Raw genomic sequence first — 20,526 nt, 5'->3', positions numbered from 1 at the left:
TTGTGCATCGACCTGACAGGTATTGTCAACGCGGGCCGTGCCTAAAAATTCATGGTCAGGCTGTACCGTTCGGCCAGTGACTGGGCTTCTTTCCGGGTCAGGTGAATAACGACTCCGTGTTTGGGCGAGGTAAAATTGGTCGTTTTCATCACGCCTTCGTTAAAGTGGCCCAGGTTGGTAAAGTGGACAAAGTCGGTGGTTTCGCTGAAGCCGAAATTGTGCGGACTGATGCCGTAACAATCGTACATTAGCACCCATTTTTTCTGACCGATGCGCTTCCAGACGTTGGGCGCTTCGCAGGCTTTCGGCTCCGGATCGTAAAACTTCTCGTCGTAGACGTACCCAGTGGTCAGTTTGTCGGAAACGGCCTGTTTGATACCCGCTTTGCCGTCGTGGGAAACATAGAACAGGTGGTATTTGTCGCCCACTTTCGTAATGTCGCCGTCGATGTACGATTTGTTATACTTCGGGTACTGAAACAATAGCTTTGGCTCCGTGGCCAGCGCCGTAAACGCCGAATTGAGGTACGCGTAATACAACTGACTCAGGCCATTACCAAAACGGAGGGTAAAATACATCATCATTTTCCCGTTGGTCGGGTCGTAGATCAGTTCGGGTGCCCAGGCACAGCCAATTTTGTCCCACTCTGGAAAGGCTTTATCCACGCGCAGAACCGTGTGCGACCAGTTGACAAGGTCTTTCGATTTCATCAACACGATACCCCGGTTGTTGCCCCAGCCGTATTCCTTGCCATCCCGCTCCCATTGCGTCGACCGAAACCCGGCTTCTTTGGCGTAAATGTGTAGGTCGGTCATGGCCATGTAGAAAAACCCGTCGTTACCCCGCATAATGTGCGGATCGCGAATACCTTTCTGCTCGGCCAGCGTGTCGCCCGCCAGCACCGGCTTCCCCTGGTTAATGTCGGTAAACGAATAGCCGTCGTTACTCAGCGCCATGTGCAGGCTGTGATCTTCGTCCTTGAAATACACTAGCAGATAAGCGGCCACGTCTTTCTCCGACGGAACGGCGTTGACTGGTTTGCGTTTCTTATGCCCGCCGGTTGTGATCGGATGGCTGGATGCGGAGTTGGTTTCGACGGCCGGGAGACGTATCCAACCCGACGAGAGGAACGTGGCTAGCCCGATGGTCAGATACAGCAACAGGTGGCCGGGGCGATGCAGAGAAAACATAACGTAAATGGGTGATTGACTTATCTGATTATCAGGGAATGGGTTGTGGTTTGGGGCCCGGTGTTACGCCCCGACCATTGAAACTGTCGATGGTGAAATAGTAGCTTTCATCCTTGTTTAGGCTACGAATCACCAGCGTGTTCTTCCCGAAAACCTGGTAAGTATGCTGCAATTGATGGGGGGCCGTACCGTACCGAACGTTGTAGCCAGTGCTTCCCATGCTTTCGGGCCAATTCAACGTAACGATGCAGGGATCCGTTTTGTCGCGTATTACCGACAGCTCGCTCACCGGCGCGGGTAGTTTCTCCGAACTTTTACCAAATACCCGGAAGTCGGAAAGGGCAAACTGACCACTCGGTGTATGCCCATTCGTCACGCGCAGGTAACGAGCTTGAACCGGCTTGGCAAACGTCAGGTAGTCATGGGGGGCGTCCTGCTGATTGGTTGATTTATCAGCCAGCACTTTCCAGGTACGGTTATCATCCGAATAGGCAAGCTTGTAGCGGTAAGCAATGTCGGCAGTCCGCCCCAGCAAGGTGGCCCCTTCTTCGGCAAAATTGAGCTGCACGGCATTGATCTGACACGGCTGCTGCAAGTCGATCTGCATCCACTCATTCGGTCCGCCGGTAGCCGCACTCCAGTACGTCCGAATATCTTCGTCGACTCCCTGCCGGGCGGGGTGGTTGGGCAGCGCCGAAGACACCTGCACGGGTTTATCGTACGACAGCAGCATCCAGCCGGGGAAGAGTTCGCTGGGGGAGGTGATTTGCTTTTTAGGAATAATAAACGGGAAATCACCGAACTGGGTATTGGTATACGAGCTGCCAGCCGAGCCGAAAAAAGCGGGAAAAAGCCCCAATCGCCGTTCCCAGCGGTGTTTTACCGAGATGGACATAGTCGAGATCCGCCAGAAATTGCCGTATCGATCCTGAAACGTGCTGCTGTGACCCGCGCCCGCGATGAAGCCTTCGGGCCGGGCCGAGAAGGGGTTATTGGCCGCGAGTTTGAACGGCCCCGTCGGTTTGTTCGATGTATACAGCCCATCTGAATAACTCTTAAACTCCGTTCCGGGGCTGGCGTATTGCAGGTAATACGTACCCTTGTATTTGGTCATCCAGGCCCCTTCCAGCCAGGGCTTTTCGGGGCGTTCGTTGTAGTCGCCGAAGCGTTCCCAGCCGTACGTTTTCGGATTCCCTGCAAACAAGCCCGTCGATTTACCCATCGGCATGAGCGTTTTCCGATCCAGCTCGACTACGTAGATCGGCTGCACATTGGAACAGCCGTAATAGAGATACAACCGGCCATCATCGTCCAGAAACAAGTCCGGGTCGGTCAGGGCAAACGGAAAATCCGAATTGGCTACGGTCCATTTGCCGCTTTTAGGGTCGGCACTTTTATAAATTTTTCCGCCCGGCTTCGTGGTAGAGGCCATGAAGTAAACCGTGTCGCCGACGGTGACCGCCGTTGGCGCGTAATCTTCCAGCGGCAGGTCATCAGTTTTGATCAACTCCCAATGGTTGAGGTCCGTCGAGTGCCAATAGCCCCCCGACCGGGAAGCAAACAGGTAATACTCGCTTTTGAACGTGATGGCGGTGGGGTCGGCAGCTTCCCGCCGGGATGGACCGTCGAGCGTGAAGCGGTAATCCAGATTCATCGGATTACAGACCGTCGTTACGTTGCCTGTGGGTAATGTCTGAGCAGCACAGGGATTGACTGAACAAATAACGCCAGCTGTAAAAAGTAAGGCCGGCAAGAAAGACGTTAACGGATTGACTATCTGTTTGCTCATTTGCGCGATTGAATCAGAAAGGTTTGCTCGACGGGCGTGGCCGATTGGACTTTGTCGCCCACGCTGGTACCATACTGCCAGGCTACCACCGTGACCGCCACGGGTTGGCGGCTGCGCGGAGGAATGGGCGTAAGCACCAGCCGGTTGCCTTCCACGATGGCCGGCCCCGCCTTGACGTAATAGTGAACCGGCAAGCCCGCGCTTGACACCGCCCCAAGCCGCAGCGACTTCGTGGCTGGTTGCTGGTCGGGTATAGCCGGAAACGTAATGGTCTGTGGCTTCCCGTCTTTGTTCGTTATCGGAAACCGCAGATCGGCTTGTTGCACAATGCTCTTGTAATTGGCATCACCGTCATTGGACGCTAGCAGCCAGATGTCGTTCGAGCGTTTGGGGTTGTTGAACCCCATGCGGTAAAAGCTCAGCTGAAAGGTCGTATCGTTGAGTTTGCGGACGGGGCCACAGATGCGGTCGATGCGGATGGGCGTGCGGGCGTGTGCGGCCCTAGCCCGAACGCGGGAGGTATCGGTAAAGACACTACTCAGATGAAACGTAATCCCATCAGCGTCGGGCAAAAACGGCAGTTGGTAGTTGGCGTGCCCTTTCGTTGGTTTGAGGAACTGCCCGTTCTGCCGGAAACCCAGGTACTGCGGCTTTTTGGCCCGCGCCTGTCGGTAAATAGCTTCAGTCGCCCGGGCCATTTCCCCATCGAAACACCAGCTGGCTACCCGCTTATCGCCTTTGTAGCTTTGGTACGGAGCCGGTGCCGCCGTGGGCAGACTATCCTTGCGCCAGCGGTCCATTAGCCAGCCCTTTTGCGGATCGATGGGCGTCAGGATCACCGTATCGGCCTGATTCGTTTGTTTAGGCAGGCGGTACTGAGCGGCTTTTTGAATGTATAACGCCAGGTAGCGAACCATCGCGTCGGAATAATCGAAATGACCCCGACCAGCATCCGCTAGTAGACTGAACGGTGTTTTGGGATGGTTAGCCACGTAATCAAAGGCGGGTTTCAGCCGGTCTTCCCACCATTCGTATTCACCCATCACCATTAGGCCCGGTACACCGTCGATGGTTCGTCCGGTCCAGTCGGGATTCGGGCGACCGCTGCCGGTGAGGTTCGTTTGCGGGGCATCGCCGTGTACTGATACAATGGCCAGGGTACGACCGGGGTTCCAGGCGGCAAAATTCCACGGATAACTCGCCAGCGCCGAATGACCCAACGGAACAACGGGCGCAATGGCCAGTTCCGAATAACCCGATACGTCGGCCAGCCGTTTCATCATGTCCTGAAACTCCACCCCCGCGCCTTTGGCGGTCGCAGTCGGGTTCCAGTCGAACGTCTGATTGAACATGGGTGTGACCCATACGATGGCAAACCCCAACTGACTCATAGTTTTGCGGAAGTCGGGGTGTTCGAAGATGCCCTCTTCGAGCATATTGTGCTGACCCACTACTACGCCCCGCACGTAGCGGCACTGGTCAGGAATCCACATAAAGGCCTGCGGATGGTCGCCGGTTTCGGGCGACACAACGGTCGGAACCGGCGTTGCCCACTGCCAGACTTGGGCGTGGGCAGGCCACGCCATGCAAAGTATCCCTAGTAACCAACTTATTCTGAGCGCACGGCTATGCATACGAAAATTTTCCCGATGAATCTGGTTCACCGTCTACCCGTAAATAGACCGTGGCTAGTTGCTCATACCCTGCCATTTATCAGAAATGTATGATGAGCTGAAATCAGTTTACCTTAAACTGAATATTCTGCGTAAATGCACCGACGCGGATGTCGTCGGATTGGTTGGTCCGAAGAAGTTTGCCGTTGATCCGAACGTTGTCGAATGTTACTCCGCGAACCATGCCCTGATCGCTAAGCCCTTCGATGATCGACGAATTAGCCATTGATCCCGAATACGTTATATTTCGGAGTGTAATGTTTTCGACCGTTCGCCCGGGGCCCGTGTTGTACTTTTTGTTATAGATTACGCGGAAGCTCAGCAGCTTGCCCTCCTCAAAATCCTCAATCCGAATGTTCTCGTAGGTTACGTTACGAATCAGATTCAGGTCTCCGCAGCTAATGGCCAGACAACCCTGATAATCGGGGTCGTCCTCATCATGTTCCAGAATATCTATGTTGCTGAACGTAATATTTTCCAGCGTATCGCCCACGGACCGGGTGTCTCCGTGCAGGCCAATATTCGTTGGGTGCGCTACGTCGGCCCAGAGCGTCGAATTTTTGACCACTACGTTACGCGACCCACCGTAATAATCCCAGCGATGTCCGTAGAGAGCAATGCAGTCATCGGAATTGCGCATAAACACATCGTCGACCAGCACGTCCGAACAACTCATCAGGTCGATGCCATCGCTCCAGCCTTTGCAGCTAAACGATTTCAGATTGCGGATCGTAATGCCCTTCGACTGCCCGCCGTATACGGTGTAATGCTGCGGATTTTTGACGATGATCCCGTCGACCAGTACGTTTTCAGAATGGGTTATTTCAATGCCCCGTTGCGGCTGATCGATAATGCCCCGACCGATAATCCGCACGTTTTTGACATTGTCGCAAACGAGTTTACCCCGGATAACCGCCCCCCCGTCGATGTACACTGTTTTGTTGCTGGGAATTTTAAACACGTCACCGGGCTTGTCATCCGGCGAGTGAATCCCCGGACCAAAGTACATCACGTTGGGGTCTTTCGGGTCGGGTTTGCTGGTTTCGAGCGGGTTGGCGAACAGGTGCAAATTCTGAAGCTTATCGCCGTTAAATTCAATCGACAGCTTGCGGGGCTGCGTGAGGGTGAAATATAGCGTGTTGCCCTCCTGTTTCGATTGGATCTGGTACGATAACGGGCGGATTCGGGCGTTCTGAACGGAGCCATTGTTTTTGCGCACAGCTACCTCTACCGTACCCGAAAAGTCGAAGAACACCATCGAGGCATCCCGTACTTTGTCCAGATCGACCTGTACGTTGTATTCAAACAGGTCCTGCCACGGTCCGCCCGGCTTGCGTACCCTCACCGTGTAGTCGTCGTTGTGCTGACTATACAATATACCCGTCGGTACGGGATAAATCACCAGTTCCTGGGCGTAGAGTCTGACCGATAGCACCCACAATAAAAGACCTAATCCTAATTTTATATGATTCATTGTCAATAGTCTTACGGCTTCTCTTCGATGATCATGGCTTGCCCGCCTTTGGCTTTCAGGCTGATCGGGAACGAAGCATCGGCCCCCATATCGGCCACTCGCTTCTGAATGCTACCCGCCCCGTCGTCTTCGTAAATCGTTGCCTGATACCGCTTGTCAGGCGCCAGAAACGAAAGTGGTAAGTTACCAGCCCAGTCCGTTAAGCCCGCTGCTGAACCAACGTACCATACATTTCCCTGCCGACGTGCCACGCTGATGAACTGACCAATTTCACCCGCCAGATAATGGCTTTCGTTCCAGACCGTTGGTACTCGTTTGAAAAATTCGATCTCTCCTTCGTCGTTGTAATCGGTTGGGTTACCGTACCAGAAAATAGCCTGCAAGGGGCTGAAATACACCACCGACAGCGCCAGTTGCTGCCCTTTACTCACCTGCAATTTGCTTTTATAGAGGTTGTCGGTAAAGTACCGATTCGTGTTGGGATAGCAGAACGTATAATCAGCCGCACCGGCCAGAAAGCGGGTGAAGGGCAGCACCGTATTGTGAAAGGCATCGGGGTTGTTTTCGTTGCCCCGGATTCCCTCCTGCGTCAGCAGGTTGGGGTACGTGCGGCTCAGACCAGTCGGTTTATAATTATCGTGAATGTCCAGGATGAAACCATAGTCGTAGGCTTTTTTGATTGCGCCGGGTAGCCAGCTAATTCCTTCCTGCGTCAGCCCGTCCACGAAGCCAAATTTCAGGCCCACAACGCCCCACTTTTTGTAGAGCGGTAGTATCTCATCCAGCCGGGTTCGTAATGCAACCCGGTTGACGTACAGAATGACGCCCACGTTTTTCGACTTCCCATAAGCAATCACTTTCGGCAGATCAATGGCCGGAATGGGTTGCATAGGGTCGGAGGTGGTCCGGAACTCCGCCCCGTACCAGCCCGCATCGAACAGGATATACTGGAGATTATGACTGGCCGCAAAGTCGATGCAGTTCAACCCGCCCTGCGTCGTCAGCGACGAGCGAATCAGCTTACCCGGCTTGATCCAGTCGGGAACAGCCTGGGTGGATGGGGGACAAAATCGCAGCGGCAGGTCACTGAACGCGTGCAGCCCAATGGCCGACGTTGCCACGCTAACGGTTCGCCAGGGGGTTTGAAAATCACCCGCCGTTCGGACGGAGTCTTTACGAAAAGCAACCGCCAGCGCAGTCGGTGTCGCACCTTTGGCCAGTACGGCTTTGGTGTAACCGGTATTATCGGCTTCGCCAATTGAGAGGAAAAGCTTGCCGTTGGTAAGTGTAGCCGGGAAGTCGCAGGTTTTTTGCAGGTCCGAAACGGGGGTCGGGGTGAATACCGTTTCTTCGTTGTACTGGTAAATCGTGAACGCACCGGGTAGGGCAAACGTCGTATGCTCCTGCCGAATCAACCCCGCACTGGTGCCGGTCTGTTTCGGCAACATATAGCGAAACGCCACACTACCATCGAATACCCGAGTCACAAGCTGGTACGTCACCGACCCGGACACACAATCGAGCGTCAACTCATTGTAATTATTGTGAATGACATCGTTTTCGCCCAACCGCCACGCCAACGATTCGGTGTGCTTGCTGGCGTGCTGCTTTTTGACCACGGTATTCTGTCCGACAGCTACCCCATTCAGGTCAAGCCCCAACGACGACCAGTTTAGTACCGGTTCATTGGCAAGCCACATTCGGTACGTGAGGGCTTTTTGCTCGTTAACGGTAATCTCTATACGCGTATTTTTGTTCGGGGAAACAGCCTGATAAATAGTCGGTTTGGGGGCGGAAAATCCGGCCAGCGAGATAAACCACAAACTTATCAGACAGGAATATAACAAAGATCGGTTAAGCATATTTTTGATCGCTACTAAGCGAGCGTTTAGTCCAGGTCCCAATACACGACGTAGCGCTGCCGATGCAGGTTATAGTACGGTCGCAATTCGACGGCTTGATTACCCATTCCGGCTACGGTCTGGAACGTCAACGGCTTTCCGTCAACGGGTTTCAGCCAATCTGTCACTGGCTTACCGCCCATGTGGATCGTGTGATCGATTGAGTCGGGAATGGTGTAATCGTAGCCATAATACTGATACGGGTCGGCGGGGTCGTGAAACGGGGCCGTTCCCTTCATATTGGCATGGCCCTTTTCGCCAGCCAGCACGATCGGGCCGTACGCGATGGCCGCCACGCGCGGATCGTCATTAGTGGGAACTAACCGGAGCGTCATCGGATAGGTAAGCTCCACCTTGTCGCCAGTTTTCCAGGTGCGATTGACGGTGATGTAGCTGCCGGGCAATTGCTTGACGGCAACGACTTTCCCGTTCACTTTCAGCGTAGCGCCAGCCGTAGCCCAGCCCGGATACCGCAGGTAGAGCGGCATTTGTGTCGGTGCGTTGGCCTGGATGGTCAAGCGAGTTGTTGCCTCTTCGGGATAGGCCGTTTCCTGCACGAGCGTAACGCCCTTCTCCCGCCAGTTCAGTTCTGAAGGAATAAACAGATTGACGTAGATGCCTTTGTCGTCGTGGTAGTAAATCGCTTCGCCGTATTTAGACTGGCTTTCGAACCCCGAACCGACGCAGCACCAGAACGATTGATCGGGCGTACTGTAGAGCCGGTACGCCCCCGCTTTCATGGGCGTAAAATAGCAGACCATGCCCGACTCGGGGTCCTGCTGGCCCAGAATGTGGTTGTACAACGCCTGTTCGTAATAATCAGCGTATTTCTCGGCGGCCGACCAGGTAAACAGGTGCCGGGTCAGCTTGAGCATATTGTAGGTATTACAGGTTTCGCTGGTGTTACCGGTGAGGTGTTTAGAGAGTTTATCGGGTTCGAAAAAATGCTCCTTGTCACTGTTCCCCCCGTGTGCGTAGGTGTGGTGCTGCACGACCGTGTTCCAGAAGAACGTAGCAGCCGTTTTAGCTTTCTCGTTGCCGGTCAGTTCATAATCCCGCGCTTCGCCAACCAGCTTCGGAATAAACGTATTGGCGTGGGCCTTGTTGAGGTTATCCTGACCGTTTTCCAGCGGTTCCAGAGCCGCTTTGTGGTAGAAAAACTGGGCCAGTTTGAGGTGTTCAGGATTTCCCGTCAGAGCATACAGGTTGAAAAAAGCGTCGTTCATGCCGCCAAACTCATTCCGCAGCATTTTCTGGCGTTGCTCAGGTGTTAAGGGCGACAGTTTTTTGCTGGCCCACGCAGCCATTTTAGTCGCAATAGCAAGTGCCTGCTGGTTACAGGCGTACGTGAACTGATCGGTTAAACCGGCGAAGAGTTTATGAAGCGTGTACCAAGGTGCCCAAACGGCCGTTCCGGCAATATTCCGGTCGATGTACTGCTGTGGGTACGCGCTCAGGTAACCATCCTGGTTCAGTACGCGCTGTACATCGGCCAATGCTGTTACCAGACTATCGCCTTTTTTACGAAACGCTTCGTTATTGGTCGATGCGTATTGAAGCGACAAACCCGACAGCAAATGCCCGATGCTGTGGCCACGCAGTTCCATATCCAGCCCTTCCCAGCCGCCCAAGGGCCTGGGCATTTTGGTCGGACTACCCGGTTTAGGCGTATTCATGCCCGCATTGACCCGAAAGCTATGCATCAGCCGGTCAACGGGTAGCGACAGTAGCCACTTACCTTCTCGTTCTGCGTTATCCCGAAACAGGCCATGCGTGATCCGCACATCCTGAAGGTCGAAGCTTTTCGCTTTCATGGGTACGCTAACAGGCACCTTCATTTTATCGGACGCCTGACCGGGGTACTGCGCCAGCCCCAGCACCGATTGGCCGACCAGACCGAACGTCAGGATACCCCGCAATAGGCCGGACGTTGGGATTACGTTAAATGTATTGAACCGCATTGATGTGAGTGACTGCATTATGAACCTCTAGTACGAAATAGACAAGGCCCGGCCCCGGATACCCTTTGCCGTACCGAAGAAGAGTCTTTATTATGGTGTGAAAAAAGAGCGGGGAAGTCCCTGGACTTCCCCGCTCTTTTTTTCAGCGATGCGGCTCGGTTTGCCCTATGGCTTCACCAGCTTGATCGTTGTCCGCTCGGTGTCGGAGGTAGCCCGGAGCAGGTAGACACCCGCCCGATGGTTCATCGGAATCACCTGCTGCTGACCAGAGGTGACCGATTCGATCAGCTGCTCAAAAAGTGGTTTGCCATTCAGGTCCGTCAGCGTCAGTTTAACGCGTTGGCCATCCGCTCCATGAATTTCAACCCGAGCCTGATCGCCCGCAACCGGGTTGCCTAGCGCGGTCAGGGTAAGTGGGCTGTCCGTATGAACACCTACCCGGCTTGATCCTGAGCAGACCGTTTTCCAGTTGTAGGCGTAATTCGCCGTGACGCCTGACTGGGTAGCTTTCAGATTGATAACCGGATTGTCTATGTACAGCTTCAGAGAGACAGGTTGTGCTGTTACACTGGTCGTTGGTAGCGTTTCGTTGACGACCTGAAAGGTAATCGCCTGTCCGTTGACACCAGTGTACTGCGGAGTAAACGTCAATTGCCGCTCGTTGGTGCTAAGAATCTGGCAATTGGCTCCCGTAACACCCGCGAAGGCAAAACTTCCTGTCGGGGCTGGGTTGACCGCCAGCGTAAAAATGCTCGACGCGCTCAGTCCTTTACCATCGCCCGCCGTTACCGTCACTGAGTACACCCCTTGTGCCGTAGGCGTACCACTGATCACGTTTGTCATCAACGACAAGGTTGCGGGTAGGCCTGTAGCTGTCAACGTGAGCTGATCGCCATCGGGGTCGGAAAAGGTATTCGCCGGAATCAGGTAATTGAACGAAGTCCCCTGCGTAGCTTCCAGGTTTGGGATGGGCGTAATCAGACTCGGTGGCTGATTCGCCGTGACGCTTCCGGGCTGACAGACGGACTGCCAGCTATACGCATAGGTTGCGTTGACGCCCGACTGACTGGCCTTCAGATTGATGACCGGGTTATCCGTGTAGAGCTTCAAGGTAACAGGCTGCGCCGATACGCTGGTTGTCGGTAGGGTTTCGTTGGTAATCTGGAACGTAATCGGATGACCGTTCGTACCGCTGTACTGGGGCGTAAAGGTCAGTTGGCGCTCATTGGCACTGAGAGTCAGGCAACTGGTTCCCGTAACGCCTGCGATAGAAAAACTACCCGTCGAACTTGGGTTAACGGTCAGTGTGAAACTACCGGTCGCGGAGAGTGAACCTGGATCCGTCGCTTTGATAGTAATCACGAAAGGAGAACCCGTTGCGCTACCCGGCGTCCCGGAAATGGTGGTGCCGTTCACAGACAAGCCAGCTGGTAGTCCCGTAACCGAATACGTTAGCAGGTCGTTGTCGGGGTCCGTAAACGCTCCCGATGGCATCGTGTAGGTGAATAGAGCACCGACGGTGGCACTCTGGTTGGTCAGTAATCCGTTATAGACCGGTTGACGATTTGCCGTCTGCGTCGTTACGGTCAACGTCTGACTGACCGAAGCCGCAGCCGCAAACGTGGCATCACCCGACTGAAATGCGGTAATGGTCGTTGAACCCGGCCCTACTATGTGAACATTACCGTTGATAATCGTAGCGACGGCTGTGTTTGAGCTGGTGTAGCTCACCGATAGGCCCGAACTTGCCGTAGCGCCCGGATTGAAGTCAGCATCGCCGACCTGCTTGGTTGGCAGTGCATTGAAGGTGATCGTCTGAGACTGCGTCGATATTACCAGCGCAACATCGTTTCCGGTTCCGCCCAGATAGGTGATCTGAAAGCGAATCGAGCCAACCGTTACGACACTTCCTTCGGCTAGTCCAGCAAAGGTCCCCATTACGGCATTACTCGATGTGTTGTCGATGATGATGTAGCTGGTTCCGGCGGGCAGGCTGGTCGCGTTTCCGAGGTCAGTGATAACCAGATTCGCATTGTTAAGCGACACGCCATTGGCCACAAGTTTGTCAGCCGTGCTGGCGCTACTGTTTAACTCCAGTTGGTACGTTGCACCGCCGGTCAGGCTTAGGGCCGATGTCGTCGTAAACGTACCTACCGAGTTGCCGGGAGCAATAAATCCATTTGTACCAATCGTTACCGAACCACTGGTGCTACCCGTTCCGGCCAGTGTGCCGCCGGTTACCGAAACAGGACTGGCCAGCGAGCCATTGACAACCAGTACACCACCATTTACGGTAGTCGTACCCTGGTATTCGTTGGCTCCATTCAGCACCAGCTTTCCGTTGTTTACAGCAACTGTCGAGTAATACGGAACATTGCTAATTGTCGTCGTTCCGTTCTTGATCGAACCCGTGATGGTCTGCGTACCGGTACCGATTTTTTCCAGATTGACCCGTCCTTTGTCTACTGCGGCAGTCGTTGGACCTGATCCTATGGTCCCTTCAAACGTTCCATCTTGATTGTCAGCACCTACAACCAGGGTAGGTATTCCGTTCGTAACATTCGTTCGCGATGCGATGTAGGCATCTGAGGTACCATCCAGCGCACCAATCGTCTGCTTGCTGGCGTTCGACGCACCGTTGAACAGGAGTAAAGCTGTCGCTTCTGTACCCATGGTCGTTCGGGTTGGCGGAAGCAGTACGTTATCCACATCGGTGGTGACGGTGGTTGTCGGCGTGTGCAGTTCGATCGTACCCTGTGCCAGATTAATACCGCCCTGCAAGCCACTCCAATCCATGGCGGCCTGTATACGAAGACCAGCGTACGAGCCGCTGCTTCCGTAAATGGGTGTCGTAATTTTTAGCCCCTGCGTGCCGGAAATTTTCAACGGTATCCGCGAATTGTTTGTAGCATTGCCCATAAACAACTTCCGGGCACCGCTGTTAATCATCGTCAGTAAAGGTGTACCCGATTGGGTCTGGAAGTTCAGGGTACCGCCGTTGAGCCCGCTGGCTAACGTCAATTCCGACGTACCGTTTGCCGCATACGTCAGCGTACCGATAGTAACGACACCGTCGAGCTGAACGCCCGGGATATTAGCAAACGTAGTAGCTCCGAACGTAGCATTGGACCCAATACCTGACGGACTAACCGAGTTCGTCCAGTTGGTCGCTGTCGACCATTTCAGAAAACGGGCCCCGGTACCATTTGTGATCGACGTGGTGGCTACGATGGCTGTGCCGCCTGGCCGTAGCGAAAGCTGGATTTGCGATCCGTTTGCTGCCACGACGGTATAGAGTACATTCGCCGTAAAGCCACCGGGTACAGTGCCTGTCAGCCGTACGTGGTCACCAACGGCAAACGTCTGGCCCGGCCAGGTCAAATCGGCACTACCCGCTGTGGCTATAATGCCCGTTGCCAGAATACCCGCTGTGTTCGACCAGGTGCCGTCTGTAATGCCCGCGATCTGGTTCACGGTCAGAACCTGGGTTACGATTGGGGCCAGGCTGTACTGGCTGTCGCCCATTTGCTGCGCGACGATGGTTGTTGTGCCCGGTTTCGCTACGTGAATAGTGCCATCTGCATTGACCGAAGCCACCGCTGGATTGGTGCTTGAATATACCACAGGTAGGCCTGAGCTAGCGGTTGCCCCCGGTGAAAAATCAGCCGATCCAACCTCTTTTGCCGAAATAGCCGGGAAGCTGATCGTCTGGCTGTTCGGCTTTACCGGCTCCTCCAGCGACGCGGTCAGTGTACCAAAGCCTAACTGATCGTATCCACCACTGTTGGGCCCAAAATTACCGCCACCACCTTCGGGCCGGACAATCTGCGCAAAGCGAGCTATGTACGGAGCCGATAGTCCTTTCCGGTTGACGTAGTGGTTGTACACCAGTTCCCAAACCGGACGAATGTTGCCCCGTCCGTCTTCCGAAACAATCGTCTGCACAACACCGATACAATTGCTGTATTTCGTAAAGGGAACGTCGTAACCTAAGTTGTATTTAGCGATGTACTCGAAGCCTTTCAGGAGCCGGTTGTCGTCATAGCCATACAAGTCGTCGCCCTGATTCCAGGCCATTTCGGCAAAAGAGCCGGCCAGCGTTACGCCTAGCACGGTATGGCCCTGATCACGACCGGCTTCCTGCCATTGGCCCAGATCGCCAACTACGTACGGTACAACATTTTTGATCGAGCCCATGCCCGCCCCGTTCTTGAAGTAATCGACGGCTTCGTTGTAGATGTCCCGGCGGTCGCAGAGTACGCCGATACTGAGCATAGATGCCATATTGCACAAATCCCAGTTGGCCCAGTAGTTACTGATACAGGCTCCATTGTGGTTGACCAGAAAATCGTGATTTATCGGGTACCAGACCGTCAGCATCCAGTTCTGAAACTTGGTAAAGTCGGCCGCTGCCCAGCCGTTGTAAGAACGCATTATTTCGGCGGCATTGGCCAGTTGATACCCTTGAATACCCGCCAGCAGAAACCGGTCAGCCGTACCGCTGAGGGCTGTTGTACCTGCTGCCCAGGCATTCAGGATAGCAATCGATTTGGCAGCATAGGCATCGTCGCCCGACACTTTCCAGCGAATCGCGGTCTGATAGGCGGCTGCGGCATCCCGAAACAACGATGCGTAGTTTTCCGTGTTCGTACCATCAAAACCCCGATACACCGTAGCCGGAATGGGGTTCGTAAAATTGCGAGTCAGCGACGAGTTTGAGTTGGCGACCAGTACGTCCCAGCCCGCTTTCCAGGGTTGAGCACCAGCGTCTACTTTGGCTTTCATCCGATCGAAGTCGGCTTGTTTATGGAGTAGTCCCGGATGCACAAATGATTGTGCCTGAGTGAACTGCGCTACGGACAGCAGCAGCAAAACAAGCCAGGCGATTTGTCGGTAGGCAATAGTGCCCCTACCCCGGCCGATGGGGAATAAAGGTAGATTCATGATTGATTTAGGAAATGAATTATTGGTTGTTTAGAAAGAAGGCCACCCGATGCTATAATAAACTGATCTGGGTGGCCTTGACGTAGTTAATCAAGCACGGTGGGAAATTACTATTACCAGCCTGGGTTCTGCGTAAGCTGGGGATTCAGCTGAATCTGCTGGGTGGGAATGGGCAACAGATAGTTCTTATCGCTAAAGGAACGGCTACCGTCGATAATGATGTTTCCATCAGCATCTTTAGGCGTGGAGGCCATCGCCGGCCACAACGCCTGGTATTCAGTACCCGTCCATTTGATACCAATCAATGGTTTCTGTAACTCACTGGCAGCGGCCCACCGTTTCAGATCGTCGACCCGGAAGCCTTCGTAAAACAGTTCTACGTTACGTTCCCGGCGTATTTCGGTTCGCATGTCCAGCCCGTTGGTCTGTGCGAAAGCGTTGCTCAGCTTCGGCATCGTCTTGTTCACCCGATTGCGAACCAGGTTGAGCGACTTGTCCAGATCGGCGTCGCTGATTGTTCCATTCCGTTCAAACACCGCTTCCGCATAATTAAGCAGAACTTCAGCGTACCGAATTACCGGATAATCATAAGCTTCTTCGTTATCGGCCACGGCCCGCTCCGTAATCCATTTCTGGTGTCCGTAGCCACCGAGTCCACCTGTGTACATTTTAAAAGGTGATGCGTAGGCGGTGGCGCGGTCAGCCGCCCCGCTGGTCCAGTCGACCCGGGCATTGTTGATGCCAAACCAATAGTACCCACCCGGCACTTTCAACGTGTATCTCATTCGGTTCTCCCGGTTCTGAAATTCGGAAAGCATCGTTGCATACCCTTTGAAGAGCGGTGACTTCTCGATGGGTAACCCATCCTGACACAAGATCAGATTAACAAAATTCTTGGTCGGTGACATTACCTGCGCCTGCCGCGATACGTTCTGGCGAATCTGCCGGAGTGTCCAGTCATAGCGGTTAGCCAGAATGTATTCGTTGTTAGCGCTCTTGGTGAGGTTGGCCGGATTCGATTTCTGGTTCTCCAGGATGAACAGATATTTCTGGGCCGAATCACCCAGGGCTGCCGGGGCAAACAACTGGTATTGTGCCCCCGTAATGACGGCTCCGCTGGCGGCTACGGAAGCGTCGAGCAGCGTATTGGCGCGGCCGGTATTGTTGCGAAATTTCTGCCAGGTTCCTTCGTAGAGCGTCACCCGACCCAGAAACGATTGAGCGACCTCTTTATTGATTCGCCCCTGCTCCGCTGATACGTTCTGCGCTGTCTTGGCGGGTAGTGCGGCAATGGCTTCAGTCAAATCTTTGACAATGAAATCGATCACCTCATCCCGCGTGTTCCGGGGTGCCTGTAGTTCGGGCGCATCGGTTGCCAGCGGTGTCGTGATGATGGGTACACCCCCGAAAATCTGAAGTAAATCAAAGTACACGTATGCCCGGAAAAACTTGGCTTCAGCAACATATTTGGCGATATCAGCCTGGTTGCTGTATGCGCTGGCTTTGCCGAGCATATAGTTGATCGTGCGAATCCGGCTGTAGTTGTTGTTGTAATTGGCATCTGTTGTCGGGACCGTGTTCAGCCCCCGGCTGTAGGCATTTTGACCCGAAGCAAAGTCGCTTTTGAAATCAGAATGGTAGTTCTGCGTGGAGCCATTTACGTCGTAGAGTACGTCGATGAATGACCGCTCATAGGTGTAGAATGTGTTGGCTGCCAGCAAGAAGTCATTGGCGGACTGCCAGTAAGCAGCGTCCGAGAGTTGATCGAGCGGGTCTAAATCCAGGGCTTTATTGCAGCCGTTCTGGGTTAGTGTTAGCGTGCCCGCCAGCAAAATAAGATATAGTTTCCGTAGGGGTTTCATAGTTTATATTTTTTGGTTCGGGATGGACCGACAACGCCAAAGCGTATCGGCCATCCGGAGGCCAGGTAATTAGAAAGTAAGGTTTACGCCTACGGTGTGCAACCGGAAGAAGGGATAACGGGTAAACGTGTTTTCACTGTTGGCCCGTCCCACGCTGCGGGTTGCTTCAGGGTCCCAGCCGTCGCGAATGTGCGAGATTTCCCAAAGGTCATTTCCCGAGTAATAGATTCGTAGGCGGTCGACTTTGATGCGCTGCGTAATCTTGACCGGCAGCGTATAGCCAACGACCAGATTTTTCAGCCGTACATAGGCCCCGTTTTCCACCGACCAGTCCGAAATCTGGTAGTTGTACGTATTGTATGACGTAGCATTCTGACCTGTTGACAGAATAGGATAGTAGGCATCGGTGTTGGTTGGCGTCCAGGTTTTACCGATCCAGAAATCGGTCTGCCCCTGGAAGATCGAACCGAACGGTACGCGCCAGTTACCTTCCCGGAAGATCGTCCGTTGCCCAACGCCCTGGAAAACAGCCTGGAAGTCAAACCCTTTCCAGTCGGCGCCTAGGTTCAGCGCAAAGCTGTAGCGCGGATCGTCCCGGCCCAGGTATTTCAGATCGCCCGGTACGGTCAGCTTGCCATCGCCATTAAGATCCGTAAACATATTATCGCCAATCCGGACGCCAGGTAGGGTCGATGTCGTGATCGGCATACTGATGTTGTTACCGGCAGCGAGTGCCCGGGCGGCCGCTAGTTGTTCCTGGGTCTGGATACGGCCCGCGTATTCAAGCCCGAAGTAAGAACCCAGCGCGTACCCTTCCACGGCCCCATTGAAGCCCTGGTTGATGACATTAGCCCCGCCATAACTTAACAGTATATTCTGGTTATCGGTCAGGCTACCGCCAATCCGGTAACCGAACTGCCCGATCCGGTCATTCCAGTTCAAGGCCGCTTCCCATCCCCAGGTTTTCAGGTGACCGATATTGGCAAAGGGTGCTGTTGCTCCCAACGTTGCCGGAAAGGTTTGGCCCAGCAGCATGTTCCGGTTATGTTTCACAAAATAATCGATGCTACCCGACAAACGACGATTCAGGAACGAAAAGTCTAAGCCAAAATTTGTCGTCTCAACCCGTTCCCAGGTACGGTTCAAACTGACCAAGCTGGTCGTTGGGGCTACGGTTACCACCGGGCTTGCACCGATGATGGGGAAACCCGCGCTGGTTGCGCCCCCGGTTGCCGCTACATTGAGTAGTTGAACGTAATCATACAGACCAATATTACTTTGGTTACCAACCGTTCCATAGGAGGCCCGAAGTTTCAGGTCGTTCAGGAACGTCAGATTTTTCATGAAAGTCTCCTGTGAAATACGCCAGCCGCCCGATACCCCGTAGAAGAACTTCCAGCGGTTTGCCGCATCGAACTTCGACGAACCATCGTAACGGGTATTCACTTCAAGCAGGTATTTTTGTTGGTAGGCGTAGTTGAAGCGCCCGAAATAAGAGCCGATGGCGTAGTGATTCTGCCGCTCATCAACGCTTTTAGTCGTCGCATCGCCAATGCCCAGGTTCAGCGAAGGCACGTTATCATTAGCTACGTAGCTGGTACGGGCCTGATACCAGTTGTACTCATCCCGCTCGTAGTTTGTGCCGACGGTTACGCTGAGATCATGATCTTGTCCAAACGTTTTGGCGTAGTTCAGATAGGCATTGAGTGTCGTATAGGCGTCCTTATCCAACCGGCGCCGGTAGGCCGAGTTTTGCCGGGTTGGGTTATCAGCCGCCTGGATAGTGCCCAGGTAGTTGTACCAGGAAATCACTTTTTGCTGTTCTTTAACATCCGTTGCCGTCCAGTTATAACCGGCCTGACCAACCAGGCTCAGGTTCTTGCTCAACTGATAGCTAAGTCGGAAGTTAGTAAACACCCGGTTGTTGTATTCCTTGTTCTCTCCCCCGAGTTCGGCCTGCCAGTTTGGGCTATACTGCGTTCCCCAGGCGTAGGGCTTCCCATCGATGGTCGACACGGGAAAACCGGGTTGCTGGTATTGCCCCATCACGGAGCTGATCAGCGTAGGCTGAATAATGTCGTTTTTTTCGAGCGAAATGTTCGTTTCCAGCTTCAATTTGTTGGTAAACTGGTAGTCGTGGGTCAGGCGGATGTTGTACCGGCTATTGGAGTTTTGCCCCCATTGCAGCATACTGCCGTCATTCAGATAACCGAGCGATACCCGGTAGCCAGACCGTTCGTTACGCCCCGATATGCTTAGGCTGTGTTGCGTCGAGGTCGCCTTGCCCCACAGAATGTCGACCCAGTTGGTATTGAAAAACGTCTGGTCTTTCACGTCGCCAAAACCGGGGTTGAGCGGATTGTTGGCGGGTGAAACCGTTCCGTTATTTGTGTAGTCGATGTAACCCGAGGCCGGTGGATTGAGCATCATCTGACCAAATTTATACCAGAGAAACGTTGTCGGTGGTGTGCCGTAGAAATCATTCGTTGTCCCATCCACAAGGCCCTGTCCAAACTGTTGACCGTTAATCAGATGAGGCTGTAAACCCAGTACCTTCTGCGACACAGAGCCGTCGTACTGAATGGTTGTTTTGCCGGCTTTGGCTCGTTTGGTGGTTACCAACACGACACCTCCTGCCGCTCGGGCTCCGTAGATAGCGGCCGAGGCATCTTTCAGAAACGACATATTCTCAATATCGTTCGGATTTATCGAGTTCAGGGCTGCCTGACTACTGACCGCCATGCCATCGATCAGAATCAGCGGTTCAGTGCTGTTGGTTGAGGTCGCCCCCCGAATCTGAAAGTTCCAGCTGGCCCGGCCCGGAGCGGCCGAGGTGCGTGTTACGACAACACCCGGCACCTGACCCTGCAACGCCGATAGTGGGTTATCGACAACCCCTCTGTCCTGAAATACTTTGTTATCGATGGTAGCAATCGAGCCGCTCAGCGTGGCCCGTTTCTGAGTACCGTAGCCAACAACGACCACTTCGTCCAGTCCACGCGCTTCACCTTTCAATTGAACATTCAGAGCGGTCAATTTGCCGACGACAATCTCCTGCCGTTCGTAGCCGACGAATGAGAAAACCAATACGGCATTGTCGTCTGGAATGGAGATCGAGTATTTCCCGGCGGCATCGGTGGTTGTGCCGCGCGTCGTACTTTTGATCGCTACGGTAACGCCGGGCAGGGGCTGATTCTTTTCATCGGTTACGGTTCCCGAGATGGTCTGATCGGCAGCCGCTGCCACTGTAGCTCTCTCCGGTAATAGCGTCGTGGTCTGGCTAGTGCTGTTGTTTCGCAGAATGATCTGTGAGCCAACCACTTCATAACTAAGCTGAAGCGGAGTCAGCAGCGAATTCAGGACGGACGACAGCGGCTGGTTCTGTACCGACAGATTCACCTTCCGCTCCGAACGGATAACCTGCGGGCTGTAGATAAACCGTACCGAGGCTTGTTTGGCAATCTGTTTGATAGCCTGTTCAATCCGCTGATTTTCAATTGTAACGGAGATAGGCCGATTCAGCAATTCCTGGCCTTTCCCGTCCAGAGCCAGGACCAGACTGGAGAGCCAGGTCATTAGAAGGATCTGGTAACAGGCTATTCGCATGATTTTAGTGAAAATCACTCGTGGTTTCGTATTGATTCGCATAGATATAAATAAAGAAACTCGTTTACGTTTGGCACAAAAAATTCCCTTACCCAATAACCTTGGGTGACTAGCAGAGTACGTAGT

Annotated in this window: 9 protein-coding genes; all 9 read right to left on the bottom strand. The window is 53.7% G+C overall.

Going from position 1 to position 20,526, the window contains the following annotated elements; genetic code table 11:
- Window positions 1–41 precede the first annotated feature (41 nt).
- Window positions 42–1,190, bottom strand: coding sequence for a glycoside hydrolase family 43 protein (locus GK091_RS24635; protein ID WP_164043253.1), 1,149 nt, complete (start codon window positions 1,188–1,190; stop codon window positions 42–44).
- 31 nt (window positions 1,191–1,221) lie between these two features.
- Entirely contained in the window at window positions 1,222–2,979 is a 1,758-nt protein-coding gene (locus tag GK091_RS24630) for a family 43 glycosylhydrolase (RefSeq protein WP_164043251.1), read from the bottom strand.
- Window positions 2,976–4,565, bottom strand: coding sequence for a hypothetical protein (locus GK091_RS24625; RefSeq protein ID WP_246202397.1), 1,590 nt, complete (start codon window positions 4,563–4,565; stop codon window positions 2,976–2,978). The genes GK091_RS24630 and GK091_RS24625 overlap by 4 nt, the downstream gene beginning before the upstream one ends.
- A gap of 151 nt (window positions 4,566–4,716) precedes the next feature.
- Window positions 4,717–6,126, bottom strand: coding sequence for a glycosyl hydrolase family 28 protein (locus GK091_RS24620; RefSeq protein ID WP_164043249.1), 1,410 nt, complete (start codon window positions 6,124–6,126; stop codon window positions 4,717–4,719).
- An 11-nt stretch (window positions 6,127–6,137) separates the two neighbouring features.
- Entirely contained in the window at window positions 6,138–7,988 is a 1,851-nt protein-coding gene (locus tag GK091_RS24615) for a glycoside hydrolase family 97 protein (protein WP_164043247.1), read from the bottom strand.
- A 26-nt stretch (window positions 7,989–8,014) separates the two neighbouring features.
- Window positions 8,015–10,006, bottom strand: coding sequence for a glycoside hydrolase family 127 protein (locus GK091_RS24610; RefSeq protein ID WP_212593004.1), 1,992 nt, complete (start codon window positions 10,004–10,006; stop codon window positions 8,015–8,017).
- 147 nt (window positions 10,007–10,153) lie between these two features.
- On the bottom strand, window positions 10,154–14,932 hold the full coding sequence (locus GK091_RS24605; RefSeq protein WP_164043245.1) for a putative Ig domain-containing protein: 4,779 nt from the start codon (window positions 14,930–14,932) through the stop codon (window positions 10,154–10,156).
- A gap of 113 nt (window positions 14,933–15,045) precedes the next feature.
- Window positions 15,046–16,794 carry a RagB/SusD family nutrient uptake outer membrane protein gene (locus GK091_RS24600; protein ID WP_164043243.1) on the bottom strand — a complete coding sequence of 583 codons (1,749 nt, stop codon included), beginning with the start codon at window positions 16,792–16,794 and terminating at the stop codon, window positions 15,046–15,048.
- Window positions 16,795–16,863: 69 nt separating this feature from the next.
- On the bottom strand, window positions 16,864–20,370 hold the full coding sequence (locus GK091_RS24595; RefSeq protein WP_164043241.1) for a TonB-dependent receptor: 3,507 nt from the start codon (window positions 20,368–20,370) through the stop codon (window positions 16,864–16,866).
- Between the last annotated feature and the right edge of the window lie 156 nt (window positions 20,371–20,526).

The organism is Spirosoma agri (genome assembly GCF_010747415.1).
Classification (GTDB): Bacteria; Bacteroidota; Bacteroidia; order Cytophagales; family Spirosomataceae; genus Spirosoma; species Spirosoma agri.
This window is presented reverse-complemented; position numbering and strand designations above follow the sequence as displayed.

Bases quoted from the DNA above. Each gene is read 5' to 3' on its own strand.
- GK091_RS24635 (WP_164043253.1), bottom strand. From the start codon at position 1,190: ATGTTTTCTCTGCATCGCCCCGGCCACCTGTTGCTGTATCTGACCATC.
- GK091_RS24630 (WP_164043251.1), bottom strand. From the start codon at position 2,979: ATGAGCAAACAGATAGTCAATCCGTTAACGTCTTTCTTGCCGGCCTTA.
- GK091_RS24625 (WP_246202397.1), bottom strand. From the start codon at position 4,565: ATGGCGTGGCCTGCCCACGCCCAAGTCTGGCAGTGGGCAACGCCGGTT.
- GK091_RS24620 (WP_164043249.1), bottom strand. From the start codon at position 6,126: ATGAATCATATAAAATTAGGATTAGGTCTTTTATTGTGGGTGCTATCG.
- GK091_RS24615 (WP_164043247.1), bottom strand. From the start codon at position 7,988: ATGCTTAACCGATCTTTGTTATATTCCTGTCTGATAAGTTTGTGGTTT.
- GK091_RS24610 (WP_212593004.1), bottom strand. From the start codon at position 10,006: ATGCAGTCACTCACATCAATGCGGTTCAATACATTTAACGTAATCCCA.
- GK091_RS24605 (WP_164043245.1), bottom strand. From the start codon at position 14,932: ATGAATCTACCTTTATTCCCCATCGGCCGGGGTAGGGGCACTATTGCC.
- GK091_RS24600 (WP_164043243.1), bottom strand. From the start codon at position 16,794: ATGAAACCCCTACGGAAACTATATCTTATTTTGCTGGCGGGCACGCTA.
- GK091_RS24595 (WP_164043241.1), bottom strand. From the start codon at position 20,370: ATGACCTGGCTCTCCAGTCTGGTCCTGGCTCTGGACGGGAAAGGCCAG.